At 35.1% G+C, this 26801-nt stretch carries 27 protein-coding genes, 2 tRNA genes and 1 other annotated feature; all 29 genes read left to right on the top strand.

All coding sequences use genetic code 11. The annotated features are described in order from the left end of the window. The first annotated feature begins 42 nt into the window (after nucleotides 1-42). The 29 genes from topA to FYJ50_RS06865 all read left to right on the top strand — a co-directional run bounded on the left by topA (nucleotide 43) and on the right by FYJ50_RS06865 (nucleotide 26573). Nucleotides 43-2178, top strand: a complete 2136-nt coding sequence (topA, locus tag FYJ50_RS07005) for a type I DNA topoisomerase (RefSeq protein ID WP_154460484.1) — start codon at nucleotides 43-45, stop codon at nucleotides 2176-2178. Then, complete coding sequence (trmFO, locus tag FYJ50_RS07000; RefSeq protein ID WP_154460482.1) at nucleotides 2175-3470, top strand: methylenetetrahydrofolate--tRNA-(uracil(54)-C(5))-methyltransferase (FADH(2)-oxidizing) TrmFO; 1296 nt, start codon at nucleotides 2175-2177, stop codon at nucleotides 3468-3470. The genes topA and trmFO overlap by 4 nt, the downstream gene beginning before the upstream one ends. Beyond that, nucleotides 3463-4371: a site-specific tyrosine recombinase/integron integrase gene (xerA, locus tag FYJ50_RS06995; RefSeq protein WP_154460480.1), complete on the top strand. Its 909-nt coding sequence runs from the start codon at nucleotides 3463-3465 to the stop codon at nucleotides 4369-4371. The genes trmFO and xerA overlap by 8 nt, the downstream gene beginning before the upstream one ends. A gap of 26 nt (nucleotides 4372-4397) precedes the next feature. Then, on the top strand, nucleotides 4398-5600 hold the full coding sequence (hflX, locus tag FYJ50_RS06990) for a GTPase HflX (protein ID WP_154460478.1): 1203 nt from the start codon (nucleotides 4398-4400) through the stop codon (nucleotides 5598-5600). A 129-nt stretch (nucleotides 5601-5729) separates the two neighbouring features. Continuing rightward, nucleotides 5730-6641 (top strand): 30S ribosomal protein S2, encoded by a 912-nt coding sequence (gene rpsB, locus FYJ50_RS06985; RefSeq protein WP_154460476.1) that lies wholly within the window; start codon nucleotides 5730-5732, stop codon nucleotides 6639-6641. A 16-nt stretch (nucleotides 6642-6657) separates the two neighbouring features. Beyond that, nucleotides 6658-7548, top strand: a complete 891-nt coding sequence (gene tsf, locus FYJ50_RS06980) for a translation elongation factor Ts (protein WP_154460474.1) — start codon at nucleotides 6658-6660, stop codon at nucleotides 7546-7548. Nucleotides 7549-7641: 93 nt separating this feature from the next. Further along, nucleotides 7642-8352, top strand: a complete 711-nt coding sequence (pyrH, locus tag FYJ50_RS06975) for a UMP kinase (protein WP_154460472.1) — start codon at nucleotides 7642-7644, stop codon at nucleotides 8350-8352. 5 nt (nucleotides 8353-8357) lie between these two features. Next, nucleotides 8358-8903, top strand: coding sequence for a ribosome recycling factor (gene frr / locus FYJ50_RS06970; protein WP_154460470.1), 546 nt, complete (start codon nucleotides 8358-8360; stop codon nucleotides 8901-8903). 64 nt (nucleotides 8904-8967) lie between these two features. Beyond that, entirely contained in the window at nucleotides 8968-9663 is a 696-nt protein-coding gene (locus FYJ50_RS06965) for an isoprenyl transferase (protein ID WP_154460468.1), read from the top strand. Then, entirely contained in the window at nucleotides 9660-10427 is a 768-nt protein-coding gene (locus FYJ50_RS06960) for a phosphatidate cytidylyltransferase (RefSeq protein WP_338083002.1), read from the top strand. Before FYJ50_RS06965 ends, FYJ50_RS06960 begins: the two co-directional genes overlap by 4 nt. 11 nt (nucleotides 10428-10438) lie before the next feature. Next, on the top strand, nucleotides 10439-11506 hold the full coding sequence (gene rseP, locus FYJ50_RS06955; RefSeq protein ID WP_154460466.1) for an RIP metalloprotease RseP: 1068 nt from the start codon (nucleotides 10439-10441) through the stop codon (nucleotides 11504-11506). A gap of 71 nt (nucleotides 11507-11577) precedes the next feature. After that, nucleotides 11578-11791: a binding site (T-box leader), on the top strand. Between the two features lie 59 nt (nucleotides 11792-11850). After that, a complete protein-coding gene (locus tag FYJ50_RS06950; RefSeq protein WP_154460464.1) occupies nucleotides 11851-13101 on the top strand; it encodes an argininosuccinate synthase in 1251 nt (416 codons plus the stop codon). A 10-nt stretch (nucleotides 13102-13111) separates the two neighbouring features. After that, on the top strand, nucleotides 13112-14506 hold the full coding sequence (argH, locus tag FYJ50_RS06945) for an argininosuccinate lyase (RefSeq protein WP_154460462.1): 1395 nt from the start codon (nucleotides 13112-13114) through the stop codon (nucleotides 14504-14506). Further along, the gene (gene argC, locus FYJ50_RS06940) at nucleotides 14496-15407 is read left to right on the top strand and encodes an N-acetyl-gamma-glutamyl-phosphate reductase (RefSeq protein ID WP_154460460.1); all 912 of its coding nucleotides are present in this window, start codon (nucleotides 14496-14498) and stop codon (nucleotides 15405-15407) included. Before argH ends, argC begins: the two co-directional genes overlap by 11 nt. 12 nt (nucleotides 15408-15419) lie before the next feature. Then, a complete protein-coding gene (gene argJ / locus FYJ50_RS06935) occupies nucleotides 15420-16628 on the top strand; it encodes a bifunctional glutamate N-acetyltransferase/amino-acid acetyltransferase ArgJ (protein WP_154460458.1) in 1209 nt (402 codons plus the stop codon). Next, nucleotides 16625-17482 carry an acetylglutamate kinase gene (gene argB, locus FYJ50_RS06930; RefSeq protein WP_154460456.1) on the top strand — a complete coding sequence of 286 codons (858 nt, stop codon included), beginning with the start codon at nucleotides 16625-16627 and terminating at the stop codon, nucleotides 17480-17482. The genes argJ and argB overlap by 4 nt, the downstream gene beginning before the upstream one ends. 8 nt (nucleotides 17483-17490) lie before the next feature. Next, on the top strand, nucleotides 17491-18672 hold the full coding sequence (locus tag FYJ50_RS06925; protein ID WP_154460454.1) for an aspartate aminotransferase family protein: 1182 nt from the start codon (nucleotides 17491-17493) through the stop codon (nucleotides 18670-18672). Next, the gene (gene argF, locus FYJ50_RS06920; protein WP_154460452.1) at nucleotides 18669-19580 is read left to right on the top strand and encodes an ornithine carbamoyltransferase; all 912 of its coding nucleotides are present in this window, start codon (nucleotides 18669-18671) and stop codon (nucleotides 19578-19580) included. The genes FYJ50_RS06925 and argF overlap by 4 nt, the downstream gene beginning before the upstream one ends. A gap of 86 nt (nucleotides 19581-19666) precedes the next feature. Further along, on the top strand, nucleotides 19667-20635 hold the full coding sequence (pta, locus tag FYJ50_RS06915; protein ID WP_154460450.1) for a phosphate acetyltransferase: 969 nt from the start codon (nucleotides 19667-19669) through the stop codon (nucleotides 20633-20635). A 54-nt stretch (nucleotides 20636-20689) separates the two neighbouring features. After that, nucleotides 20690-21172 carry a hypothetical protein gene (locus FYJ50_RS06910; RefSeq protein ID WP_154460448.1) on the top strand — a complete coding sequence of 161 codons (483 nt, stop codon included), beginning with the start codon at nucleotides 20690-20692 and terminating at the stop codon, nucleotides 21170-21172. 9 nt (nucleotides 21173-21181) lie between these two features. After that, nucleotides 21182-21451 carry an ACT domain-containing protein gene (locus FYJ50_RS06905; RefSeq protein WP_154460446.1) on the top strand — a complete coding sequence of 90 codons (270 nt, stop codon included), beginning with the start codon at nucleotides 21182-21184 and terminating at the stop codon, nucleotides 21449-21451. A gap of 9 nt (nucleotides 21452-21460) precedes the next feature. Further along, the gene (locus FYJ50_RS06900; protein WP_154460444.1) at nucleotides 21461-22816 is read left to right on the top strand and encodes a PFL family protein; all 1356 of its coding nucleotides are present in this window, start codon (nucleotides 21461-21463) and stop codon (nucleotides 22814-22816) included. 91 nt (nucleotides 22817-22907) lie between these two features. Next, nucleotides 22908-23405 carry a DUF1307 domain-containing protein gene (locus FYJ50_RS06895; RefSeq protein ID WP_154460442.1) on the top strand — a complete coding sequence of 166 codons (498 nt, stop codon included), beginning with the start codon at nucleotides 22908-22910 and terminating at the stop codon, nucleotides 23403-23405. 10 nt (nucleotides 23406-23415) lie between these two features. Continuing rightward, nucleotides 23416-24033 (top strand): metallophosphoesterase, encoded by a 618-nt coding sequence (locus FYJ50_RS06890; RefSeq protein WP_154460440.1) that lies wholly within the window; start codon nucleotides 23416-23418, stop codon nucleotides 24031-24033. 10 nt (nucleotides 24034-24043) lie between these two features. Further along, nucleotides 24044-24778: a GntR family transcriptional regulator gene (locus FYJ50_RS06885; protein WP_154460438.1), complete on the top strand. Its 735-nt coding sequence runs from the start codon at nucleotides 24044-24046 to the stop codon at nucleotides 24776-24778. A gap of 82 nt (nucleotides 24779-24860) precedes the next feature. Beyond that, a tRNA-Glu gene (locus tag FYJ50_RS06880) sits at nucleotides 24861-24936 on the top strand. A gap of 109 nt (nucleotides 24937-25045) precedes the next feature. Then, nucleotides 25046-25121: transfer RNA gene (locus FYJ50_RS06875), tRNA-Glu, on the top strand. 62 nt (nucleotides 25122-25183) lie between these two features. Next, nucleotides 25184-26212 (top strand): aldo/keto reductase, encoded by a 1029-nt coding sequence (locus tag FYJ50_RS06870; RefSeq protein ID WP_154460436.1) that lies wholly within the window; start codon nucleotides 25184-25186, stop codon nucleotides 26210-26212. Continuing rightward, on the top strand, nucleotides 26202-26573 hold the full coding sequence (locus FYJ50_RS06865; RefSeq protein WP_154460434.1) for a hypothetical protein: 372 nt from the start codon (nucleotides 26202-26204) through the stop codon (nucleotides 26571-26573). The genes FYJ50_RS06870 and FYJ50_RS06865 overlap by 11 nt, the downstream gene beginning before the upstream one ends. The last annotated feature ends 228 nt before the right edge of the window (nucleotides 26574-26801 follow it).

The following is a 26801-nucleotide window of genomic DNA, read 5'->3' as shown; positions in this document are numbered from 1 at the left end:
TGGAAATTTTTATTGTTTTATAAAGAAACATGGGGGAATAACATGAAAAAGAATTTGATTATTGTGGAGTCTCCTTCTAAATCGAAAACAATTGAGAAATATTTGGGATCGGATTATAAAGTTGTTTCAAGTAAAGGACATGTGTGTGATCTTGCGACAACCGGGAAGGAAAGACTTGGTATAGATGTAGAAAATGATTTTAAGCCAACTTATAAAATAAGCAAAGATAAAAAAGAAACGGTAGAAGAATTACAGGCTTTGGTTAAAAAGTCTGGATCGGTGTATCTGGCAAGTGACCCGGATCGTGAAGGGGAGGCCATTGCCTGGCATTTGGCTCGTGTACTGGATCTGGATATGGAAAATACACAGCGTATTGTGTTTCACGAAGTCACAAAACCAGCCGTTTTAGATGCTTTAGAACATCCTCGTAAAATTGATATGAGACTGGTTAAGTCACAGGAAACACGACGCTTTTTAGATCGTATTATCGGATTTAAACTTAGTAAATTATTACAGAACAAGATTCATTCCAAATCTGCAGGAAGAGTGCAGTCGGTTGCTTTACATCTGATTGTATTGCGTGAAAAAGAGATTCAGAAGTTTGTTTCGGAAGAATACTGGGATATAAATGCGACAATAAAAGAAGGTAGAAAGTCTTTTGATGTGGCATTGACTAAAATTGATGGTAAAAAACCACAATTAAAGAATCAGGAAGAAGCAAATGAAATCGTAGAACGATGCAAAAATGATTTTGTATTAGTGGATGTTACCAAGAAGGCTAAGAAAAAACAGCCTAAGTTACCTTATATCACATCTACTTTACAGCAGGATGCCAGTACAAAGTTAGGATTTGGGGCAAAAAAGACAATGAGCATTGCGCAAAAATTGTACGAAGGAGTTAAACTGGAAGATCATATGGAAGGTTTAATTACCTATATGCGTTCGGATTCTACCAGATTGTCAGATTTGTTTGTGAAAGATGCGAAAGATTATATTGAACAGACGTATGGAAAAAAATATATTGGAAAAGTACATGAAAAAAACAATAAAAATGCACAGGATGCACATGAAGCCATTCGTCCAACCAATATCCTTCATACGCCAGAATCGGTAAAACCATATTTGACAAATGATGAAAATCGATTATATGAAATGATTTATTATCGTACCTTGGCTTCTTTGATGGCGCCCAGTCATTTTGATGTAACGACTTTAACATTTGATTGTGATCATATGGAATTTAAAGCCAGTGGTCAGGTAATGACTTTTGATGGATATCATAAAGTATTTGGAAAATATGAAAAGACATCCGAAGAATTGTTGCCAGAACTGGAAGCTGGAAAAGTATATTCCAATGTGCCAGTGAAAGCCAGTCAGCATTTTACGGAACCACCGGCTCGCTATACGGAAGCCAGACTGATCAAAGAGCTGGAAGAAAGAAGCATTGGACGACCAAGCACGTATGCTTTGATTATTGATACATTACAGAAACGTGGATATGTCACGATGGAAAAGAGTTCACAGTCTTCGAAAAATAAAGTCTTTGTGCCAAGTGATCAGGGATTTTTGACCGATGAAAAACTGCAGGAATATTTCTCTTCTATTATTAATGTGAAATATACAGCAGATATGGAAAAGTCTCTGGACCTGATTGCGGATGGGGAAATTGATAATATTCAGTATTTACATAATTTCTATGATGGTTTTGTGCCTCTGGTGCAGAAAGCCTATGGCAGTATGCAGGAAGTAGAACTGGAAAAAGTAGGAAGAAAATGTCCGCAGTGCCAGGGAGAACTTGTATATCGAAATGGGCGTTTTGGGAAATTTGTATCGTGTGAAAATTTTCCTAAATGTAAATACACAGAATCTAAAGAACAGGAAGAAATCAAAGTGGATGCCAATGGGCAGGAGAAAGTCTGTCCAGTGTGCGGGTCTTATATGGTAATCAAAAAAGGACGATATGGACCTTTCTGGGCATGTTCGAAATATCCGGAATGTAAGACCATTGTATCTTTAAAAGAAAAGGCAAAACCAGAACCAACTGGAGAATTCTGTCCAGAGTGTGGCAAAGAACTTGTGAAAAGAAAATCACGTTTTGGTACAACTTTTATTGGATGTTCGAATTACCCAAAATGTAAATATATAAAAAAAGAACCAAAAAAGGAAAAACAGAAATGAAACAGGTAACAATCATAGGGGCAGGACTTGCTGGTTGTGAGGCAGCATGGCAATGCGCAAAAAGAGGAATTAAGGTACATCTGATTGAAATGCGTCCTAAAAAATATCCACCTGCTTTTCATACAGATTTATTTGGAGAACTGGTGTGCTCGAATTCTTTACGATCTAACAGTTTGAACAATGCGGTGGGGATATTAAAAGAAGAATTACGAATAATGGATTCTCTGATTATAAAAGCAGCAGATTTAAATGCTGTTCCTGCCGGAAGTGCACTGGCTGTGGACAGGATGGGATTTTCAAAGATGATTACGGATACGATAAAGAATCATCCAAATATTGAAATTGAATACAAAGAAGTAAAAGAAATACCAGAAGGACCTTGTATTATTGCCACAGGACCTTTGACAAGTGATGACTTTGCGAAAAATATTGTTTCTTTTTTAGAACAGGAAACGTTTCATTTTTATGATGCTGCAGCACCAATCATTGAAAAAGATTCCATAGATTTTTCCAGAGCGTATTATAAATCGCGCTATGATAAAGGAGAGGCCAGCTATATCAATTGTCCAATGAGCAAGGAAGAATTTGAAGCTTTCTATCAGGAACTGATTCATGCACAATGTGCTATTATGCATGAAGGAGTAGAAGATATAAATGTATTTGAAGGCTGTATGCCTATTGAAGAAATGGCAAAACGAGGACCGAAAACGATGTTGTTTGGACCTTTAAAACCAGTAGGACTGGAATTAGAAGGTCAGCATCCTTATGCGGTCGTACAGTTAAGACAGGATAATGTTGCAGCTTCTCTATATAATATAGTAGGATTTCAGACGCATCTGACATGGCCAGAACAGAAACGTGTTTTTTCAATGATTCCAGGACTGGAAAATTGTAAGATCGTACGTTATGGTGTCATGCATCGAAATTCTTACATTTCTTCTCCTGTGGTATTAAAAGAAACCTATCAGTCAAGAAAAAGAGAAGATCTGTTTTTTGCCGGTCAGTTAACAGGTGTGGAAGGATATGTAGAATCCTGTGCCAGCGGGCTGATTGCTGGAATCAATATGGCTTTGTATCTGCAGGGAAAAGAACCTGTCTGTTTTGGAAATACCTGTGTGATGGGTTCACAGGCTTATTACATTACACATTGTGATCCAAAACATTTTCAGCCAATGAATGCGAATTTTGGAATTATGCATTTAAAAGAAAAGTGCAAAAAGAAAGAACGTAAAGAAAAAATGGCTGTGCAGGCTTTAAATCGTATTCGTGAAATTGAGGAAATGTATGGATGAATATATTGAGCGATTTTTAAATTATATTTATCGCAAGAATTCACAATCCGAAAAAACAATAGAAGCTTATAGAAGAGATTTATATCAGTTCAAAGATTATCTTCAAAGTCAGTCCATCGATTCTTTTGAACAGGTGGACAGGCTTCTTATGCTGAACTATGTGGTTTCCATTCGCATATTAAAAGATGGTACACAGGCAAAGGATTCCACCATTGCTCGTAAATTGTCTTCCATTCGTTCTTTTTTTCGTTATCTTAACGAATATGTTGGAATGAATGTATCTCCTTTACAGACCCTTCCTTCTATGAATAAAAAGAAAAATATTCCGGAATTTCTGTTTGTCTCAGAAATTAAAGAATTTTTAAATACATATGATGTACAGGATTTAACCCAGTTAAGAGATAAAACGATGTTTACTCTATTATATGCCTGCGGACTTCGTGTAAGTGAACTTACTCAGCTGACATGGAAGAATATTTCTTTGAATCAAAGATATATAAGAGTCATCGGAAAAGGAAATAAAGAAAGAATCGTTCCTTTTTTTAAAGGGTTTGAAAAACAGTTAAAACAGTATAAAGAAAGTTACTGGCAAAAAAAATCAAAATGTGATTCGGTTTTTATTTCAAATCATGGAAATACGCTTACCAGTCGTGGTGTCCAATATTTAATGCAGAAACATGCGGATGATATCGGTATGAATATGAAAATTCATCCTCATATGTTTCGTCATAGCTTTGCGACACATTTACTGGATAATGGAGCAGATATTCGAGTTGTGCAGGAATTATTAGGGCATTCGTCTTTGTCGACCACACAAATCTATACTCATGTTTCAATGAATCGATTAAAAGAAGCTTATTCACAGGCTCATCCGCTTGAACAGATACGAAAATCAGATTGATTTTCGTTTTTTAAAAGGAAAAAATTATGGAAAAAGTATTACTGGCTGGAGTTCATTTGCCTGAACAAATGGATTTTGAAGAAGAATTAGAAGAAATGAAACAACTGATTTATGCATGTGAAATGGAAGTGGAAGAAGTATGGATCCAAAACTTGCGTTCCATCAATAAAAAAACGTGTATAAACAGTGGAAAAATTGAAGAAATCCGTCAAAGACTGATCATTAAAGATCTTTCGACGGTTGTGTTTAACTGTGATTTATCTCCCTCAATGCAGCAGACACTGGAATCGATATGGAATTGTGAAGTTCTGGATCGTACCTATCTGATTTTACAGATTTTTCAAAAACGAGCAAAGACAAAAGAAGCCTTCTTACAGGTTGAAGTGGCAACTTTACAGTATTTCTTACCTCGTTTGAAAGGAAGCTATACGCATATGGATCGTCAGAAAGGTGGAAATCGCAATAAGGGACTAGGAGAGAAAAAAATTGAAATTGATTCCAGAACGATTTCAAAACAGATTCAAAGAGCAAAAAAAGAACTGAAAAATCTGGAGGGACAAAGAAGTCTTCAAAGAAGGAAGAGAAATAAAAATGAAATAAAGAAAGTATGTCTGGTTGGATATACAAATACGGGAAAGTCATCCATTTTAAATGCGATGTCACAAAAACAGGTGTTTGAAAAAGATATGCTGTTTGCGACCTTAAATACAAGTACTCGAAAAATTGAATACAATCGTCATGAATTTTTATGTTCGGATACGGTAGGATTTGTATCCAGTTTACCACATACTTTAATTGAAGCGTTTCATTCCACTCTGGAAGAAGTAAAAGAAGCCGATTTGCTGGTACATGTGATGGACATGAGCTCCAATTCTTTAGAGAATCAGAAGAAGGTAACTTTGGAAACCTTACAACAGATACATGCTGATTCGATTCCAGTATTAAATGTATATAATAAATGCGATAAAACTGATCATCCATATCCACTTTTAAATTCGAATCAGGTTTATATCAGTGCCAAAGAAGACATTTCTTTATTATTAAAAACAATCGATGAATTATTATTTTCCAATCAGATTTTAAAAATAAAGATACCTTATGGAAATCTAGTAAATGAAATCAATCAGAAATGTAAAGTATTAAAGCAGGAATATAAAGAAGATGGAATCTGTATGGAAGTGGAAATGAACGAAAAAATGATTTCAAAATATATAAAATATCTTGAATGATGATATTTGACTTGGTATAATACATAGGCGCGAGTGCGCTTATTACACACATCATGGATTCGATTGCCCGTGCACAAAGTGTTGCTTTCGTTTGAAATGATGGAGGAGAAACGGAAAGGTAGGACTATTATGTCAATTGTATCAATGAAAAAACTTTTAGAGAATGGTGTACATTTTGGACATCAGACTCGTCGCTGGAACCCTAAGATGAAACCATACATCTATACCAGCCGTAATGGAGTCTATATTGTAGACTTAGCACAAACACAACAGCAGATTGAAGATGCATATTTAGAATTAAAAGCAATCTCAGAACGTGGTGGAAAAGTATTATTTGTAGGAACAAAGAAACAGGCTGCTGATGTTGTAGAAGAACAGGCTTTACGTTCAGGTTCATTCTATGTAAACAAACGCTGGTTAGGTGGTTTATTAACAAACTTCCGTACAATTCAGAAACGTATTAAACGTTTAATTGAAATTGAAGAAATGGAAGCCAGTGGAAAAATTGAAGTTTATACAAAGAAAGAACAGGCAAGCTTACGTAAAGAAAAAGAAAAACTGGAAACTTCATTAGGTGGAATCAAAGAAATGAAGAAACTTCCAGATGCGATCGTTATTATCGATCCAAAAGAAGAACACAATGCTGTTGCAGAAGCTAAAAAATTAGGAATCCCTGTATTTGCGATGTTAGATACAAACTGTGATCCTGATGATGCAGATTATCCAATCGCTTCTAATGACGATGCAAATCGTTCTGTTCGTTTAGTATTAACAATTTTAGCAGATGCAATCGTAGATGCTAAAGGTGGATTGTTAGAAATTGCTTATTTAGATGAAACAGAAGACGATGTAACAATGGAAGATGTTATCAAAAATGTAGAGGCTCAAATTGCTGAAAATGAAAGACGTCGTCGTCAGCGTAATGAAGAACGTAGAAAACGTAACTTTGAACGTAAAAATAACACAAATCGTCGTTTCAACAGAGCTCCTAAAGCGGAAGAAGAAAAACCAGCTGAAAAAGTAGAAGAAAAAGCAGAATAAACAGGAGGAAACAAGTATGGCAATCACTGCAAAACAAGTAAAAGAATTACGTGAAAAAACAGGTGCCGGAATGATGGATTGCAAAAAAGCGTTAACTGCCAATGATGGAGATATCGCTAAAGCCATTGACTGGTTACGTGAAAAAGGAATTGCAAAAGCAGCTAAAAAAGAAGGTCGTATTGCTGCAGAAGGTTTGACTCGTGTTGCTGTTTCTGGAAATACAGCTGTATTATTTGAAGTAAACTCAGAAACAGACTTTGTCAGCAAAAATGAACAATTCTTATCTTTATTAGATAAAATTCAGGCAGCGGTTCTGGCAAACAAACCAGCTGATGAAAAAGCAGCTTTAGAATTATCAACAGAAGAAGGAACAATTTCTGATCTGATCACAAATGCTACAGCTACAATCGGAGAAAAAATTTCTTTACGTCGTGTACAGGTTGTAACTAAAGAAGACAATCAGTTCTTTGGAAGCTATATGCATATGGGTGGAAAAATTTCTGCATTGGTTGTATTAAGTGGAAAAGAAGATGCTACAGTTGCGAAAAACTTAGCTATGCAGGTGGCTTCTATGTCTCCATCTTATGTGTCTCAAAAAGATATTCCAGCTGAAATTGTTGAACATGAACGTCAGCTTCAATTATCTATGATGCAGCAAGATCCTAAAATGGCAAATAAACCTGAAAAAGTATTAGAAGGAATCTTAAAAGGAAAAGTTGACAAACACTTTAAAGATCAGTGCTTAGTTGAACAGGAATACATTTTTGGAGAAAAACAAAAAGTATCTCAATTCCTGAAAGAAAGCCAGGCAGACGTTGTTTCATTTGTACGTTATGCAGCCGGTGAAGGAATCGAAAAACGCGAAGAAAACTTTGCTGAAGAAGTAATGGCACAAATTAAAGGGTAATTAAAGAGAATGAAATCCAATGGATTTCATTCTTTTTCTATCTGCGATTATAGTGTATAATTGTCATGGAATAAAAAGGAGAGCAAAAGATTTATGTATAAGCGTGTATTATTGAAGTTAAGTGGAGAAGCTCTATCTGGTGAAGGAAAATTATTAAATCAGGATGTATTGGCCCGGTTAGCCAAAGAATTAAAACAGATTCAGGAACAGGGAGTTCAGCTGGCAATTGTTGTTGGTGGAGGAAATATCATCCGTGGAAAAGAAATGGCAGAACTGGGTGTAAAAAGAACACAGGGAGACTATATGGGAATGCTGGGGACAGTTATTAACGCATTGGCTGTTCAAAATGCATTGGAACAGATTGGTGTTCAGACAAGAGTTCAAACAGCTGTAGAAATGCAGAAAGTGGCGGAGCCTTTTATTTTAAGAAGAGCTGTACGTCATTTGGAAAAAGGCAGAATTGTTATTTTTGGAGCTGGTACAGGATCTCCTTATTTTTCAACTGATACAACAGCCGCTCTTCGTGCTTCTGAAATTGATGCGGATGTAATTTTAATGGCAAAAAATGGGGTAGATGGAGTATATGACAGTGATCCGAAAAAGAATCCAGATGCGAAAAAATACGATAAATTAAATTACATGGATGTATTGAATGAAGGATTACAGGTTATGGATTCTACCGCAATTTCAATGTGTATGGATAATGATATTGATCTGGTCGTATTTAATATGAATGAACCAGGAAATATTGTCAAAGCGGTTAATCAGCAGGTAAATGGTACATTAATTACTAAGAAAGGATAATAATTATGGCAGAATATTTAGAAATCGCAGAAGAAAAAATGATGGATACAGTGGATAATTTAGAAAGCAACTTGCGTGTACTTCGAACAGGACGTGCAAGTGCTTCTTTGTTAGAAAGAGTTCAGGTAGAATATTATGGATCTATGATGCCAATCAATCAGCTGGCAAGAATTCAGGTTTTAGAAGGAACACAACTGGTTGTTAAACCATACGATCGTTCCATTACAAAGGCCATTGGACATGCGATTGCTGCTGCTAATTTAGGATTGAATCCTTTAACAGAAGCAGATTTGGTTCGTATTAACGTTCCACAATTAACACAGGAACGTCGTGAACAATTGGCCAAAGAAGCACAAAAATATGGAGAAGAAGCCAAAGTGGCAATCCGTAATATTCGTCGTAACTGTAATGAATCCATCAAAAAAGATAAAACAATTACAGAAGACGATCGTGATGGTTTACTGGAAGATTCACAGGAATTAACAGATTCTTATATTAAAACGGTTGAAGATACCGTAAATAAGAAAAAGAAAGAAATCTTAAATGTATAAGCCCTAAGTGGGCTTTTATTTTTATATGTGATATAATTTCTTATATTTTAGAAAGGTCTATATTATGAAAATACCTGAAACAGTTGCGATTATTATGGATGGAAATGGTCGATGGGCCAAAAAAAGAGGATTGCCTAGAAGTGCCGGTCATAAAAAGGGAGCGGATATGATTCGTGAAATTGGATTGGCTGCCAATGAACTGGGAATAAAAAAATGTATACTTTATGCTTTTTCAACAGAAAACTGGAAGCGTCCAGAAGATGAAGTGGGATATTTATGTAAATTACCTGGTATGTTCTTTGATCGTTATATGAAAGAATTAATGGCTAATAATATACGTGTGACTTTTATTGGAGAACTGGAAAGATTTCCTTCAGATACCCAGAAAGTAATTCAGAAAGCGGTTCAATTAAGCCAGAACAATACGGGATTGAATTTGTGTTTGGCTATTAATTATGGTGCTCGAAGAGAAATGGTACTGGGAATACAGAAATATGCCCAACAGGTTAAAGAACAGAAAAGAGAAAACGATCTGACGATTGAAGAATTTTCGGATTATCTTTTTGTGAAAGAAGAAGTGGATCTGATGATACGAACAAGTGGAGAAGTACGTCTGTCAAATTTCTTATTGTGGCAGGTGGCTTATTCGGAATTTATTTTTACACCTGTTCCATGGCCTGAATTTGATCGGCAGTGTCTGATTGACTGTATCAAAGAATTTAATGAAAGAGATCGTAGATATGGAGGATTGAATTCGTGAAACAAAGAATCATTACAGCAGTTGTCATAATAGCAATTGTCTTTATACCTGTTTATTTTGGAGGAATTCCTTTAGAGATTCTGGCTCTTTTTATTGTAGGCGCAGGAGCTTATGAATGGATGAGTGTACATAAGAATGTAAAAGAATGGCCGGTATGGTATATTCCTTTATGTGCATTGACGGTACTTATATCACGGTTTATTCCGTCTGCATTCATGTATGCGTATTATGGATTTGTAGTGGCTTTATTGTGGTCATTGCCTATTTTTTTTAAATCCATATCCTCTCAGGATTCTTTTATGACAATTGCTTATTTTATGATTTTTTCCCTGATCTATCAGGCAATTGGATATATTGAAATTCAGCATCGTTATTTATGGACAATCTGTTTTGCGACTTATGGTTCAGATACGTTTGCTTATTTTGTAGGAAGAAAAATAGGGAAACATAAAATGGCTCCCAGAGTGTCTCCTAAAAAAAGCTGGGAAGGTTTTTTTGGTGGAGTCATTGGAGGATTCCTTTTAAGCTTACTGATTTCTTTACTTTATATAAAACAGTTGGATCTTTTATTGACCATCAGTTTATGTATTATGTGTCCGATTGTTGCCGAAATAGGAGATCTGGCTTTTTCAGTGATTAAAAGAAGTACAGGAAAGAAAGATTACTCTAATCTTTTGCCTGGACATGGTGGAATCTTGGATCGTGTGGATTCTTTATTGATGAATGTATTGTTGTTTGGTATTTTAGTTACATTAATTGGATAAGGGGTGAAAAAATGATAGGATTGCTGGCATTTCTTTTTATGCTTAGCTTTATTGTTATCATTCATGAGCTGGGACATTTTCTGGTAGCTCGTCATTTTGGGATACATTGTCATGAATTTTCAATTGGAATGGGTCCTTGTATTTATCAAAGACAGGGGAAGCAAACCATTTTTTCCATTCGAGCCATTCCTTTTGGAGGCTATGTAATGATGGCTGGTGAACAGGATGGATCGCAGGATGAAGAAGAGGATGACTGGCTGAAAAATGTAAAAGAAGAAGAAAAATTAAATCATAAACCTGTCTGGCAGCAGATTTGTGTGATGGCAGCAGGAGTTATCATGAATCTATTGCTGGCATGGATAATGATGGTTTCCATTACTATGGTGCAGGGAAAAGTCGTGGTTTCACAGCAGCCAGTTATATACGAAGTACAGGAAGGCTCCGACGCGGCCAAAGCGGGTCTGCAAGAAGGGGATCGAATTGTAAAAGCGTATGCATCCGGTAAAGAGATGGATATTGATTCTCAATCGGATCTGTCGGAATTCATTCAGTATTATCATGAGAATTTCCAGCTGGAAGTGATTCGAGATAATAAAAAAGTACGTATCGATCTTCAGGCAAGCTATAATGAAGAAATGAAAGGATATACAATTGGAATCGTATCCAGTGTGCAGACGCGCAAAATTCACTGGATTGAAGCATTTAAATATGGAACAGATCAGTGTATAGATCTTACAGCTTCTATTTATCGTTCTTTGGGTATGTTATTACAGGGTAAAGGTCTGGAAAATTTATCAGGACCAGTGGGTATTTATAGCGTAACGGCTCAAAGTACAAGCTATGGATTACTGTCTTATTTAACATTATTTGCGATGATTTCTTTAAATATTGGTATTTTTAATCTGATACCAATACCGGCATTGGATGGGGGAAGAATTTTAATTCTTCTGATTGAAAAATTCATTCACAGAAAGATCAGTCCAAAAATAATCGAAGGTATTATTTTAGGAAGTTTTGTATTGTTGTTTGGACTTTTGATTTTTGCGACATATAATGATGTGATTCGATTGTTGATGTAAAAAGTTTTAAAAAGTTTCAAAAAGTTTCAAAAAAAACTTGAAAAATATTTTCATAGGGTTATAATCTTTGCATAAAGGTTATGAAAAGAAGAAGTACAGAAAGATTTCTTTTTTAGAGAGATAACAGCTGGTGAAAGTTATTAAAGAAATATTCTGGAACGTGTCTTGGAACCGCATTGTCGAAACTAGGTGAGGCAATGATCGTTATTTCGCGTTAAGAAAAAGGTGTCATTCATAATAGATGAATGGAAATTAGGTGGTACCGCGTATAATTACGTCCTTTTATTAAAAAAGGACGTTTTTTTTAACCGAAATTTTATTTCATATAAGGGAGGAAAAAGTATATGAAAAAACAGTATAAAAAAATTGTATTGGCTTATTCTGGAGGATTGGATACATCGGTATTGATTCCTTGGCTGAAAGAAAATTATGGAGCCGAAATTATCGCTGTATCTGGAAATGTAGGACAGGCAAGTGAACTGGAAGGACTGGAAGAAAAAGCTTTAAAAACAGGGGCTTCTAAATTGTATATTGAAGACCTGCAGGAAGAATTTGTGAATGATTATGTCATTCCAACTGTTAAAGCAGGAGCAGCTTATGAAAAATATTTATTGGGTACTTCTTTTGCCAGACCAATTATTGCCAAACGTATTGTTGAAATTGCGAAAAAAGAAGGAGCGGATGCGATTTGTCATGGTTGTACCGGAAAAGGAAACGATCAGGTTCGTTTTGAACTGGCTATTAAAGCATTTGCACCAGAAATGGACATCATTGCTCCATGGCGTTTCTGGGAATTGAACTCAAGAGAAAAAGAAATTGAATATGCTGAAAAACATAATATACCTCTAAAAATCAATAAAGAAACAAATTATTCAAAAGACAAAAACTTATGGCATTTGTCTCATGAAGGATTGGATCTGGAAGATCCAGCCAATGAGGCACCAATTCAAAAACCAGGTTTCTTAGAACTAGGTGTTTCTCCTTATGATGCTCCAGATACACCTACAAAAATTTCTTTACATTTTGAAAAAGGAATTCCTGTTTCCTTAAATGGAGAAGAAATGAAACCATTGGATATCATTTTAAAATTAAATGAATTAGGAGGAGCCAATGGAATCGGTTTACTGGATGTAGTGGAAAATCGTCTGGTAGGTATGAAATCACGTGGAGTATATGAAACACCAGGGGGTACGATTTTATATGCGGCTCATGAGAAACTGGAAGAAATTACACTGGATAAAGAAACAGCGCATTATAAACAGCAGGTCGCATTAAAATTTGCCGATCTTGTATACAATGGACAATGGTATACACCACTAAGAAAAGCTTTATCTGCTTTTGTGGATTCTACACAGGAAACAGTAACAGGAGATGTTACTTTGAAATTGTATAAAGGAAATATTATTCCATGTTCGGTAACAAGTCCATTCAGTTTATATTCAAGTGGAATGGCAACTTTTGATGAAGATGACTGTTACAACCAATCCGATAGTGAAGGTTTCATCAATTTATTTGGTTTACCATTAAAAGTAAGAGCATTAAACGATAAAGAATTATTTGAAAAAGAAGGAATTCATTTTCCAAGTGTAGAATAAGGAGAACGATATGGCGAAAATGTGGGCAGGGCGTTTTTCAAAAGAAGCCGATGCGAAATTAGATAGTTTTAATACTTCCCTTCCATTTGATTGTCGAATGTATGCACAAGACATTCAGGGATCCCTGGCTCATAGTGAAATGCTTGAAAAACAGGGAATTATTTCAAAAGAAGATAAAGAAGCGATTCATAAAGGTTTGAAGGAAATATTAACCGATATAGAATCGAATGAATTAACCTTTTCATCTTCGTATGAAGATATTCATATGTTTATTGAAGAAACATTGACCAATCGAATAGGAGATGCGGGGAAAAGGCTTCATACAGCAAGATCCAGAAACGATCAGGTTGCTGTGGATATGCGTCTTTATGTAAAAAAAGAAATAAAAGAAATTGAAAAATTGCTTTTAAAATTTATGAATACATTATGCATTCATGCAAAAGAAAATCTGGATACATTCATGCCAGGTTATACACATCTCCAAAGAGCTCAGCCTATTACTTTAGGGCATTGGATGATGGCTTATGCGAATATGTTTAAAAGAGATATAAGACGACTGGAAAATACCTATGATCTAATGGATGAATGTCCTTTAGGATGTGGAGCTTTGGCTACAACCACCTATCCAATCGATCGAAACATGACAGCTGAATTATTAGGTTTTAAAAACCCAGTTGACAATTCACTGGATGGAGTCAGCGATCGGGATTATTGTGTGGAACTGTGCAGTGATTTAAGTATATTAATGATGCATCTTTCAAGATTAAGTGAAGAAATCATATCATGGTGCTCTTTAGAATTTCATTATTTTGAATTGGATGATGCATATTCAACTGGATCTTCCATTATGCCACAGAAAAAGAATCCGGATATCTGTGAATTGATACGGGGGAAAAGCGGACGTGTATTTGGTTCTTTACTGTCTTTATTAAGTATGCTGAAAGGACTTCCTCTTGCCTATAATAAAGATATGCAGGAAGATAAAGAAGCTTTATTTGATGCTATTGATACTGTAAAACAGTGTCTGGATATTATTGATCCAATGTTTGATACATTGACAGTCTGTAAAGAAAGAATGGCAAATGCAGCTTTACATGGATATATCAATGCGACAGATTGTGCAGATTATCTTGTAAAACAGGGACTTCCATTTAGAGATGCGTATCATGTGATTGGAAAACTGGTAGGGTATTGTTCAAAAGAAAACAAAGCAATCAATGATTGTACATTAGAAGAACTGAAATCTTTCCATCCTTATTTCAAAGAAGATGTATATCAGGCTTTAGATCTTAAGACTTGTGTACTTCAAAGAAATGTTTTGGGAGGACCATCACCTGAAGAAGTGCAGCGCCAGATTGAAGTCATTCAGGATTTTATTAAAGGATGTGAATCAGATGAAACCTAAAATTTATATAGATGGACAGGCGGGAACTACTGGTCTGGAAATTTATCAGAGACTGTCTTTAAGAGAAGATATTGAAATATTAGAAATTGATCCAGGAAAAAGAAAAGATGAACAGGAAAGAAAAAAGCTAATGAATGAAGCCGATCTTGTTTTTCTTTGTTTACCTGATGATGCAGCCATAAAAGCCGTTTCTTTGATTGAAAATGAACATACTAAAGTCATAGATGCATCTACGGCTCATCGTACACTGGATAGCTGGGTTTATGGAATGCCAGAATTAAATGAAGAACAAAGGCAGAAAATTAAAACACAAAGATGGATTGCTAATCCTGGCTGTCATGCTACAGGATTCATATTGGGTGTATATCCTCTGGTTCAAAATGGAGCAATCAAAGCGAATCAAAGCATTGTATGCTTTTCATTAACTGGATATTCCGGTGGTGGAAAAAAGATGATTGAGCAGTATGAAAAGAACAAAACATCGGATTTAATGGCTCCACGAATATATGGTTTAAACCAGATGCATAAACATTTGCCAGAAATGAAAAAAATTTGTGGTTTAGAGGGAACCCCAGTATTTTATCCTGTTGTCAGTGATTATTATCGAGGAATGGCAACAACAATTTCTATTGAAAATCACAGAAAACAGGAAATTTATGATATATTAAATAATTGGTATAAGGATTCTTCCTTAATACACGTATCACAAAGAAATGAAGGAATGATTTCCGGTAATGAAATGGCAAAAAAAGATAGTGTAGAACTTATTGTATATGGAAATGATACAAGAGTGGGAGTAACAGTATTATTTGATAATCTGGGAAAAGGTGCCTGTGGAGCAGCTATCCAGAATATGAATTTAATGCTGGGTTTTAATGAATGGGAAGGATTGAATCTTTAGGAAGGAAACAACATGAAAGTAATCGATCAAGGAGTGTGTGCAGCCAAAGGATTTTTAGCTGGAGCTTGTCATTGTGGTATACGAAAAAATCAGAGCAAAGATGATCTGGCTTTGATTTATTCGCAGTCTCTTTGTCAATGCGCAGCTGTATATACAAGTAATAAAGTAAAGGCAGCTCCATTGAAAGTGACAAAAAAACATTTGGAAAATGGCATGGCTCAGGCGATTATTGTAAATTCTGGGAATGCGAACGCATGTAATGAAACAGAAATGGAAAGTGCCAATCGTGAAGCACAGTGTGCTGCTGATTTTCTGAAATGTGAAAAGGAAAATGTAATTGTTGCATCTACTGGTGTAATTGGTCAGCCTTTACCCATTTCATGTATAGAAGAAAATATTCAACAGATCAAATTGGGAAATGACCAGTCTTTTAAGGCATCTCAGGCGATTCTTACAACGGATACCATTGAAAAAAGCATTGCCGTCGAATTTGAAATCAATGGGGTTGTTTGTCATATGGGAGGAATCTGTAAAGGATCGGGTATGATTCATCCCAATATGGGAACAATGTTAGCTTTTATCACAACAGACTGTAACATCAGTTCTAATCTGTTAGAAGAATGTTTAAAAGAAAATGTGAAGAAGACATTTAATCGTATCAGTGTAGATGGAGATACATCTACAAATGATATGTGTGTTGTTATGGCCAATGGAATGGCCTTAAATGCACCGGTTACCAAAAAAACGGATTCGTTTACAGTATTTAAACAGGCTCTTCGTTTTGTGATGGAAGAACTTGCGAAAAAAATTGCAGCGGATGGTGAAGGAGCTGGAAAATTTCTGACTTGTACCGTTAAGGGAGCAAAGACGGAACAGGATGCCCAGACATTGGCAATGTCTGTCTGTTCATCTTCTTTATTAAAAGCCGCTATGTTTGGGTCTGATGCCAATTGGGGACGTGTCATGTGTGCGTTAGGATATGCTGGTGTTGATTTTGATCCAGAAATGGTTGATATATATTTTAAATATAAAGACCAGGTAATTCAGTGCTGTAAAGATGGAAAAGCATTAGATTTTGATGAAGAAAAGGCAAAAGATATTTTATCTCAGAATGAAATTGAAATCATATCAGATTTAAAACAGGGAGATCAGCAAGTTTCCTGCTGGGGTTGTGATCTGACCTACGATTATGTAAAAATCAATGGAGATTATCGAACATGACAAATATTTCTCCCAATATAAAAGCAAAAATTCTTGTTGAAGCGCTTCCTTATATACAGGAATTTACTGGTAAAATTGTAGTTATCAAATATGGCGGGAATGCCATGATAAATGAAGAATTAAAAGCAGCAGTCATACAGGATGTTGTGTTATTGAATCTGATTGGAATTAAAGTGGTTCTTGTCCATGGAGGTGGACCTGAAATTAAAGAAATGCTTGAAAAAATTCATAAAGAATCTACTTTTGTGAATGGACTTCGTGTTACAGATGATGAAACAATGGATGTCGTTCAGCAGGTTTTATGCGGAAAAGTCAATAAGAATCTGGTTTCACTGCTGATCAAACAAGGAGGAAAAGGCGTGGGCCTGGCTGGAATGGATGGCAATTTATTCCAGTCTGTTCGATATGATGATATCCATCAGAATGTGGGTACAATTGTAGAAGTGGATCCTTCTATTGTTCTGGATGTACTGGAAAAAGGATACATTCCTGTAGTATCTTCGGTAGCAGCTGGATTGGATCAATTGACAAACTATAACATCAATGCGGATACAGCTGCCGAAAAATTAGCAGTGGCTTTAAAAGCGAAAAAGCTGATTTTATTAACGGATGTAATGGGACTGATGAAAGATCCACAGGATGAGTCCACATTGATTTCAAAATTAAAAGTGTCCCAGGCTTCTGTTTATGAAAGAGAAGGTATTATTAAAGGTGGGATGATTCCTAAAGTTCAATGTGCCGTAGAAGCTGTTCGAAGAGGAGTAGAAACGGTAAATATTCAGGATGGTCGAATTCCTCATTCGATTTTAATTGAATTATTGAGCGATGAAGGAATTGGAACTATGTTTTATTAGGAGAATCTATGAATTTTGATGAAATTGTAGCAGAAGAGAATCAATATCTGATGTCAACCTATGGACGTTTTCCAGTTGTTTTAGAAAGTGGACAAGGATGTACTTTAACAGATATTCAAAATAAAAAATATTTAGATCTGACTTCTGGAATCGGAGTCAATAGTTTAGGACATAATCATCCTGAAATTGTAAAGACAATTGAAAGCCAGGCAAAGAAATGTTTACATGTCAGCAATTTATACTATACACAGCCTATGATCGAAGTGGCAAAATTTCTAGTAGAAAAAGGAAATATGAAAAAAGTATTTTTTGCTAATTCAGGGGCTGAAGCCAATGAAGGAATGATCAAGGTTGCTCGTAAATATTCATTTGATAAATATGGAAAGAATCGTAATAAAATTCTGACTTTAAAACAATCCTTTCATGGACGTACTATGGCAACATTAACGGCTACAGGACAAGATAAATTTCATAACTATTTTTATCCATTTATGGATGGTTTTGATTATATAAAGGCAAATGATATTGGTGATCTTTATGATCATTTGGATGATAGTGTCTGTGGAATTATGATGGAACTGGTACAGGGGGAAAGTGGAGTTATTCCACTTGATTATGACTATGTATCGAAAGTGGCTTGTTTATGTAAAGAAAAGGACATTTTACTGATGGTCGATGAAGTTCAGACAGGAATAGGTCGTTGCGGGACTTTATTTGTGTATGAACAATATGATATACAGCCGGATCTGGTCTCATTGGCAAAAGGCTTGGGATCTGGAATTCCTGTTGGAGCTTTTATGGCATCTGAGAAGTGTAAAGATGTATTATCAAAAGGAGACCATGGAACAACTTTTGGAGGAAATCCATTATCCTGTGCAGTGGCTAAAACCGTTTTATCCATTGTTTCAGATCCTTCTTTTTTACAGGATGTGAAAAAGAAGGGTGAATATTTTATGGAACAGATTCAAAAAATAGATTCTAAAATCATTAAAGAAGTAAGAGGAAAAGGATTAATGATTGGAATTGTGGTGGATGAGAATCAGAGAATGTCATTGATCAATCAGTTATTAAAAGATGGACTTCTGGTATTAAGTGCAGGAAAAGACGTGATTCGTCTATTGCCTCCTTTGATTATCACATATGAACAGATCAATGAAGCCGTTGAAAAGATGAAAGGAGTTTTCCTATGAAGAATATATTGAAAATGATGGATCTGAACAGAAAAGAAATTTTTCAGATATTAGATCTGGCAGATCAGCTGAAATATGAAAAACAGCATCATATAGAACATAGAATTTTACAGGGGAAATCCATTGGTATGATTTTTGATAAAACTTCCACACGAACCAGAGTTTCTTTTGAAACAGGTGTTTATCAGTTGGGTGGGCAGCCTCTGTTCCTTTCCGGTAAAGAACTGCAGCTGAAAAGAGGAGAACCAATCCAGGATACAGCACGTGTGTTATCAAGATACTTAGATTGTCTGATTGTGCGAACAGCAAAGCAGCAGGATGTAGAAGATTATGTGAAATATGGTTCAATTCCAGTTATCAATGGATTGACTCAATTTTCGCATCCGTGTCAGATTTTATCGGATCTATTAACAATGAAAGAAAAATATGGCTCTTTGGAAAACCTGAATCTGTGTTTTATTGGAGATGGGTCCAATGTAGCCAATTCTTTAATTGTGGGTGGATTAACAATGAATATGAATGTATCCGTTGCCACTCCAGAAGGATATGAGCCAGATAAAGAAGTTCTGGAATTTGCCAGCCAATATCCTTCCCATTTTCATATTTATAATGATCCTGTACAGGCAATCACAAATGCGGATATAGTTGTGACAGATACATGGGCTTCAATGGGTTCAGAAGATGAAATTGCGATGCGTATGCAAGATTTTAAAGGATTTACGATCGATAAAACATTGCTTTCAAAAGCTTCAAAAGATGTGATGGTTCTTCATCCTTTACCTGCATTCAGAGGGCAGGAAATCAGTGAAGAAGTTTTTGAAGCACATGCTCAGGAAATCTTTGATGATGCGGAAAATCGTCTCCATATTCAAAAGGCGATCCTGGTATTGCTCCTGAAAGATGCATAGCATCTTTTTTTATTTGTGAATTTTTTTTTAATATGGACAATAAAATTCTTCTGTTCTATACTAAATTGGAAAAGAGGTAATTTATAATGATTATTGAACAATTGGAAGAAAAAATTAAAGGAAAAGGGATACGAATCGTCTTGACAGAAGGATGGGATCCTCGTGTTCAAAAAGCGGCCATAGAATTAAAAAAGAATGATATAGTTGAACCTGTTTTATTAGGAGAAAAAGAACAGATTGAAGAATGTGCAAAGAATGAAAATAATGATTTAAATGGAATTGAACAGCTGGCTCCTAGTCAATTCGATAAAAAAGAAGAAATGATTACTCGGATGATCGAATTGCGTCGTGGTAAATTGGATGAAGAAAAATGTCGTAAACTGATTCATAGTACAAACTATTTTGGAACTATGTTAGTTGAAATGGGATATGCCGATGGATTGCTGGGTGGTGCAACCTATTCAACAGCCGATACAATTCGTCCAGCTCTTCAACTGGTGAAAACAGCTCCAGGAAATGCTCTTGTTTCTTCTTGTTTCTTGTTGTTGAAAGAAGATAGCCAGTATATAATGGCTGACTGTGCTGTTAATATCAATCCAAATCCAGATGACTTAGTTGAAATTACATTGCAAACCGCAAAATCAGCCCGTCAATTTGGAATTGAACCAAAAATTGCTTTGTTGTCTTATTCTTCTTTTGGAAGTGCTAAAGGAGATTGCGTTGCAAAAATGACAGAAGCTACGATTCGTTTGAAACGTATGCCTTTAGATTTTGATGTAGATGGAGAAATGCAGTTTGACTGTGCAGTAAATGAAGATGTTGCTGCATTAAAAGCACCAGACTCAAAAGTAGCAGGACATGCGAATACGTTTATTTTCCCAAACCTTTCCAGTGGAAATATTGGATATAAGATTGCAGCCCGTTTAGGTGGATATGAAGCTGTTGGACCATTATTACAAGGTTTAAATGCTCCGATTAATGATTTGTCGCGTGGATGTACATGGCAGGAAATCTATAAAATGGCCATTTTAACCGCTGCACAAAAATTTATGTAAGCAAAAAGTCATTCAGTCTTTGGATTGAATGACTTTTTATGTTATATTGATTGCATGAAAAAAGAAATTTTTCCTTATGAAGTAGAAATGGGAACCATCATGGATTATGTGGATGGTCGTTTTATGCTGGTAATCAAAGATGAATATTGGACAGATGAGGAGTTGAGATTATTAAATAGTCCACTTGAATTGAATTTCTGTTATACACAAAATACAGCTATTTTTGTTGTAGAAGGAGGGGATATCGATTCAAGCGATTTTTATTTTAATATTCAGGATTGTGACTGGAAAGAACAGTTACTGAATTCATCATTGATTGACATTGAACTTTATTTGATTAATACGAAAAATGAAGTTTGTTTTAAACGAAGAAAAACATTGAACAGTAAAGATAGTTCCATAATTTTAAATTGTTTGAAATTACAGAATGAAGTGCAGTTTATGCCAGATGAATATGAAGTGAATGTCATGGGAATTCAAAGTTCATATGACCCATATGAATTGAACAGGTATTCAAAACTTACGATTAAATTTTAGGAGGATAACATGAAAGCAATTATTACCGTAATTGGAAAAGATAAAGTAGGTATATTAGCTATAATAGCGAATGAATGTATGAAAGGAAATATTAATATCCTGGATGTTTCTCAAACCATTGTAGATGGTTTCTTTACAATGACGATGAGTACAGATTTTACGAATGCGAGCGAAACAATTTCACAATTTGCGACACATATGGAGGAATTTGGTAAAGAAAAAGAATTGGTTATTCGTGTTATGCACCAGGATATATTTGATTCTATGCATAAAATTTAGGAGGTTTTCATGCAGACAAAAGAAATATTAGAAACCATAAAGATGATTGATGAAGAGTGTCTGGATATACGTACCATTACAATGGGAATTTCATTGATGGATTGTATGGATCCAGATATTCATAAATCATGTGAAAAAATTGAAAAGAAAATCTGTACGTTGGCAAAAGATTTAGTTAAAGTTGGAAATGATATTTCTAAAACGTATGGAATCCCAGTCGTGAATAAAAGAATCAGTGTGACTCCTATTTCTATGCTGGTAGCCTGTTCGAAGGGAAATCCGGTTGAATATGCGCTGACTTTAGAAAGATGCGCTCAGAAATTAGGTGTGGATTTTATTGGTGGGTATTCGGCACTGGTTCAAAAAGGATATGCTCATGGGGATTTAGAATTAATAGAATCTATACCAGAAGCTTTAGCAAAAACTTCTCATGTCTGTGCAAGTGTAAATGTGGGATCCACTAAAGCTGGAATCAATATGGATGCAGTTAAGAAAATGGGAAGCATCGTAAAGAAATGTTCCGAATTAACGATTGACAACAACTGTCTGGGAGCTGCTAAACTGGTTGTTTTCTGTAATGCACCTGAAGATAATCCATTTATGGCGGGAGCTTTTCATGGAGTTGGGGAAGCCGATTGTATAATTAATGTAGGTGTCTCAGGGCCAGGAGTGGTTCGTGCTACTTTAGCAAAAGCGGATAAGAATTTACGAATGGATGAAATTGCGGATCTGATCAAACGAACAGCTTTCAAAATCACCAGAATGGGACAGCTGGTAGGAAATGAAGCATCAAAACGATTAAATGTTCCATTTGGAATTGTAGATTTGTCTTTGGCACCAACTCCAGCTATTGGAGACAGTGTGGCTTATATACTAGAAGAAATGGGACTGGAAACTTGTGGCGCTTATGGAACCACAGCTTGTCTGGCAATGTTAAACGATGCTGTTAAAAAAGGTGGTGTAATGGCAACCAGTCATGTAGGAGGTCTGTCTGGAGCGTTTATTCCTGTCAGCGAAGATGCGGGGATGATTCATGCGACAGAAACTGGAGTGCTGACACTGGAAAAACTGGAAGCTATGACGGCTGTATGTTCGGTTGGTCTGGATATGATCATTATTCCAGGTGAAACAAGTGAAAGTGTGATTTCTGGAATCATTGCGGATGAAGCTGCCATTGGAATGGTAAATTCAAAAACAACGGCGGTCCGTGTCATTCCAGCAATAGGGAAACAGGTTGGAGATATATTAGACTTTGGTGGTTTACTGGGATATGGACCTGTTATGGAAATCAACCAGACACCAAACGATGTCATGATCAATAGAGGAGGTAGAATTCCTTCTCCATTACAGGCATTGAAAAACTAATGTTTACAAAGAGAAGATTCATTTCTTCTCTTTTTTTTACACAAACTAGTTTTTTATTGAAATTAGAAACGGAATTGTGTACAATTTTTCTATGAAAAAAGTTATGACATTATTGCTTATTCTGGTTTTGTCTGGATGTACTCGACTTTCTATTGGAAATGAAACTGTAGAAACAAAGAAAGAAGAAAAAGAATCCATTGTGAAATGTGATGGTGAAGATAATAAAACAATTACTTTTTTTTCAAAAGGAGATGAATTGTATGCCATGCAATTTGTTTTCTTTCAGGAACTTGAAGAATTCATTCAATCGTTAAATATAAGTGGAACTCTTTCAAATGAGGAAATATCAAAATATATAAATTCCTCTTTATCTGAGAAATATAAAGATATAAAAGGTGTTTCAGCTATAGGAGAAATTTTAGAAGATAAAATACAATATACAATCATGATTGATTTTGATGAGGCAGATTTTGATCAGCTTGTTGAAAATGGATTATTAAATTCCGGTGAAGTGGAATCGCAATATATTTCATTAAAGAAAACAAAAGAGGCTTATCAGAACAATGGCTATGCCTGTGAAAATCAATAGGAGATCAGATATGAGATATTATATTGCCGATAATCATTTTTTTCATCGAGCTTTAAATACCAAAATGGATAAAAGAGGCTTTAAAAGCGTTGAAGAGATGAATGATTATATGATTCAACAATGGAATCTGAAAGTAAAAAAAAATGATGAAGTCATTCTTCTGGGTGATTTCTCATGGGGATCCTGGAAAGATACCAAGTCTGTACTGGATCAGTTAAAAGGGAAAAAATATTTAATTAAAGGGAATCATGATCGGTTTATTGAAGATAAAGAATTCGATGCGTCTTATTTTAAATGGATCAGGGATTATGAAGAATTAAACGATAATCATAGAAAAGTAATTCTTTGTCATTATCCGATTGCCTGCTACAATGGGCAATATCGAAGAAATGAAGAAGGAATTCCAAAAACATTTATGCTGCATGGTCATATTCATAAAACTCAAGATCAGATTTATCTTGATGATTATCAGAATTATGTACAGAATCAGAAACATATTTCTATATCTGGAAACGAAGAAAATGTCCCGTGCCAGTTCTTGAATTGTTTTTGTATGTATTCAGATTATATTCCAATGACATTGGATGAATGGATTAAAATTGATCAAAAAAGGAGAATGAAATTATAAGAGGTGGAAGATGAAACAGTTACAAACAGGAAAAGGCTCAAAATCAATGTATCTTCAAATAAAGGAAATATATAAAAACCGGATTGTTAATGGGGAAATCAAGAGAGGTCAGAAAATTCCCAGCGAAATGGAAATACAGAAAGAATTTGGTGTATCTCGAATCACTGCAAGACAAGCCATTCTGGAACTTGAACAGGAAGGTATGGTCAAAAGAGGGAGAGGAAAAGGGACTTTTGTGATCTGGCAGCCAGGAATTGAAGAAGAACTGACACATATAAAGAGTTTTACAGAAGAAATGAAGTCCATGAATCGTGTGCCAGGAACTGCTTCTTTGCGTGTGAAAAAGTTGATTCCCGATAAAGTGGTATCAAATATTTTTGGTCTGAAAGAAAATGAAGAGGTATATTGTGTCAAGCGTGTGCGCACGGCAGATGAAGTAAAAATGGTATTTTTTGTTTCCTATTTTCCACTTTCAACAAATTTGCCTTTGGATTCGAACCAGTACAGTCAGTCAATTTATACTATGTTAGATTATTCTGGAACAGGAATTCCTAAAAAAATAGAAGAGAAAATTTCTGCCATTCTTCCAGATAAAGAAGTAAGCAATGCATTAAAAATTTCAATGCATATGCCTGTATTATTAAGAGAAAGAGTTTCTTATAATGAAAAAGGAGATATTATAGAATTATCGTATTGTTATTATCGTGGAGATTTATATAAATATACAATTTCTACAACAAATTAAACTTTTTAAAGAAATGCTTGCAAGCGAATCTTGAGTATGATAATATATGTGAGCACTTGTCAAAGACAAGTTTCACATACATGGCGCGTTGGAGAAACGGTTAACTCATATGCCTTTCACGCATACATTCACGGGTTCGAATCCCGTACGCGTCACCATATTGAGTAGAAAGAGATAAAAATCTCTTTTTTTTATAATTTATACTTGCATTCATATTATTCATATGATAATATACTTAAGCACTTGCAAGAGCAAGTTAAAATATATGGCGCGTTGGAGAAACGGTTAACTCATATGCCTTTCACGCATACATTCACGGGTTCGAATCCCGTACGCGTCACCATTTTAAAGTAAAGAGGCAATTGCCTCTTTTTTCTTTATGATATAATAAAAGGGGGTGTTAATTTGAAAACAATCGTATTAGGAACTTCCAATATAAAATGTGATCAGAATGCATTTGGCGCCCTTGAAATTCAAAGACTTTTAATGCAGGACGCAATTGATTTGATTCAGCAGGCGTATAATAATGGATTCTGCTTTTTTAACACAGCTAGATTTTATACAGACAGTGAAGAAAAAATAGGAATTGCTTTGAAAAACATTAAAAGAAAAAGTTTTTATATCGCAACTAAAACGAAAGCAGAAACTCCAGCTGCTTTCTGGAAAGATTTAAATACATCCTTAAATTATCTTAAGACAGATTATGTGGATCTATACCAGTTTCAGTGTACAAATAAAATATACAAGCCTAATGATGGAACGGGCATGTATGAATGTATGATGAAAGCAAAAGATGATGGTTTTATCCATCATATTGGACTTAGCACACATAATTTAAAAATCGCAAAGAATGCAATAATTTCTGGTTTGTATGAAACCATACAGTATCCGCTAAGCTATCTATCAGGAAAAGAAGAATTAGAACTTATATCATTATGCAAAAATTATAATGTAGGTTTTATCGCAACAAAGATTCGGAATGATGGTCTGCTTCCTCAAATGGATCTATCAATCGCATATATGTCTCAATTTGACAATGTATTGTGTGTATGGGATATTCAAAGAGAGAGTGAACTGAATACGTTACTTGATCTTACGAAAAAAATCCCGGTATTAGATGATGATAAAAAAGATAGAATTCATAAAGAGGTCATAAAATTTACCAATCATTTTTGTCATGGATGTAAAGAGTGTTTGCCATGCCCAAAAAATATAAAAATTGATACGTGTTTAAGATCTATGCTAAGTTATAAAAGAGCGAATGAAATTGAACCAGATATAAAAAATGAGATGATGAAAATAAAAGAATGTGTACATTGTAATCTTTGTAGAATTCGATGTCCGTATGATTTAGATGTACCAGAAATGTTAAAACAGAATCTGAAAGAATATTTAAATGCATCAGGAGGTAATGAAGATAAAAATGAATTATAATAGCCCACCGGAAAATCCAAACAGAAAAAAGAATAAAGACAATAGAATATTAATTTCAATCATTTTAAGCATTTTATCTTTTATTGGGATTTTAATTGGACAGTTTATTGTTTTTGTAAATGTAATCGCATGTGTATTAGCAATTATAAGTTTTGTGGTTGCCTATCAGAATTGCCAGGAAGAGAAAAAAACCCTGGTTGCACTTATTTTATCGATTTGTTTAGTTGTGACAGGCGGTGTGTCTTTAGCTAATGGGATAAAAATAAAAATTGATAAAACAATAACATATCATAATTATTATGAATTTTATAATAATGCTTATCCACATGAATTTGATTGGGAATTTGAAGTTTACGATTGATTTTTAAGGGAACTTTCTTATTTTTAAAGAAAAGTTCCTTTTTTTTCAAAAAAAGAGTTGACTGAAGGGGAAGGATTTGGTAGTATAAGTGGGCGCTCGAAAGAGAGCAGCGAAACGATCTTTGAAAACTGAACAAGAAAACCTGAAAGAAGTACGAAAGTACAAGGAAAAGAACAGCAACGTCAATTTAAAAGAAGGAAGAAAGATGTGTCAGAACATCTAGAGAGC

The organism is Floccifex porci (assembly GCF_009696175.1).
Classification (GTDB): Bacteria; Bacillota_I; Bacilli_A; order Erysipelotrichales; family Erysipelotrichaceae; genus Floccifex; species Floccifex porci.
This window is presented reverse-complemented; position numbering and strand designations above follow the sequence as displayed.

Bases quoted from the DNA above. Each gene is read 5' to 3' on its own strand.
- topA (WP_154460484.1), top strand. From the start codon at position 43: ATGAAAAAGAATTTGATTATTGTGGAGTCTCCTTCTAAATCGAAAACA.
- trmFO (WP_154460482.1), top strand. From the start codon at position 2,175: ATGAAACAGGTAACAATCATAGGGGCAGGACTTGCTGGTTGTGAGGCA.
- xerA (WP_154460480.1), top strand. From the start codon at position 3,463: ATGGATGAATATATTGAGCGATTTTTAAATTATATTTATCGCAAGAAT.
- hflX (WP_154460478.1), top strand. From the start codon at position 4,398: ATGGAAAAAGTATTACTGGCTGGAGTTCATTTGCCTGAACAAATGGAT.
- rpsB (WP_154460476.1), top strand. From the start codon at position 5,730: ATGTCAATTGTATCAATGAAAAAACTTTTAGAGAATGGTGTACATTTT.
- tsf (WP_154460474.1), top strand. From the start codon at position 6,658: ATGGCAATCACTGCAAAACAAGTAAAAGAATTACGTGAAAAAACAGGT.
- pyrH (WP_154460472.1), top strand. From the start codon at position 7,642: ATGTATAAGCGTGTATTATTGAAGTTAAGTGGAGAAGCTCTATCTGGT.
- frr (WP_154460470.1), top strand. From the start codon at position 8,358: ATGGCAGAATATTTAGAAATCGCAGAAGAAAAAATGATGGATACAGTG.
- FYJ50_RS06965 (WP_154460468.1), top strand. From the start codon at position 8,968: ATGAAAATACCTGAAACAGTTGCGATTATTATGGATGGAAATGGTCGA.
- rseP (WP_154460466.1), top strand. From the start codon at position 10,439: ATGATAGGATTGCTGGCATTTCTTTTTATGCTTAGCTTTATTGTTATC.
- FYJ50_RS06950 (WP_154460464.1), top strand. From the start codon at position 11,851: ATGAAAAAACAGTATAAAAAAATTGTATTGGCTTATTCTGGAGGATTG.
- argH (WP_154460462.1), top strand. From the start codon at position 13,112: ATGGCGAAAATGTGGGCAGGGCGTTTTTCAAAAGAAGCCGATGCGAAA.
- argC (WP_154460460.1), top strand. From the start codon at position 14,496: ATGAAACCTAAAATTTATATAGATGGACAGGCGGGAACTACTGGTCTG.
- argJ (WP_154460458.1), top strand. From the start codon at position 15,420: ATGAAAGTAATCGATCAAGGAGTGTGTGCAGCCAAAGGATTTTTAGCT.
- argB (WP_154460456.1), top strand. From the start codon at position 16,625: ATGACAAATATTTCTCCCAATATAAAAGCAAAAATTCTTGTTGAAGCG.
- FYJ50_RS06925 (WP_154460454.1), top strand. From the start codon at position 17,491: ATGAATTTTGATGAAATTGTAGCAGAAGAGAATCAATATCTGATGTCA.
- argF (WP_154460452.1), top strand. From the start codon at position 18,669: ATGAAGAATATATTGAAAATGATGGATCTGAACAGAAAAGAAATTTTT.
- pta (WP_154460450.1), top strand. From the start codon at position 19,667: ATGATTATTGAACAATTGGAAGAAAAAATTAAAGGAAAAGGGATACGA.
- FYJ50_RS06910 (WP_154460448.1), top strand. From the start codon at position 20,690: ATGAAAAAAGAAATTTTTCCTTATGAAGTAGAAATGGGAACCATCATG.
- FYJ50_RS06905 (WP_154460446.1), top strand. From the start codon at position 21,182: ATGAAAGCAATTATTACCGTAATTGGAAAAGATAAAGTAGGTATATTA.
- FYJ50_RS06900 (WP_154460444.1), top strand. From the start codon at position 21,461: ATGCAGACAAAAGAAATATTAGAAACCATAAAGATGATTGATGAAGAG.
- FYJ50_RS06895 (WP_154460442.1), top strand. From the start codon at position 22,908: ATGAAAAAAGTTATGACATTATTGCTTATTCTGGTTTTGTCTGGATGT.
- FYJ50_RS06890 (WP_154460440.1), top strand. From the start codon at position 23,416: ATGAGATATTATATTGCCGATAATCATTTTTTTCATCGAGCTTTAAAT.
- FYJ50_RS06885 (WP_154460438.1), top strand. From the start codon at position 24,044: ATGAAACAGTTACAAACAGGAAAAGGCTCAAAATCAATGTATCTTCAA.
- FYJ50_RS06865 (WP_154460434.1), top strand. From the start codon at position 26,202: ATGAATTATAATAGCCCACCGGAAAATCCAAACAGAAAAAAGAATAAA.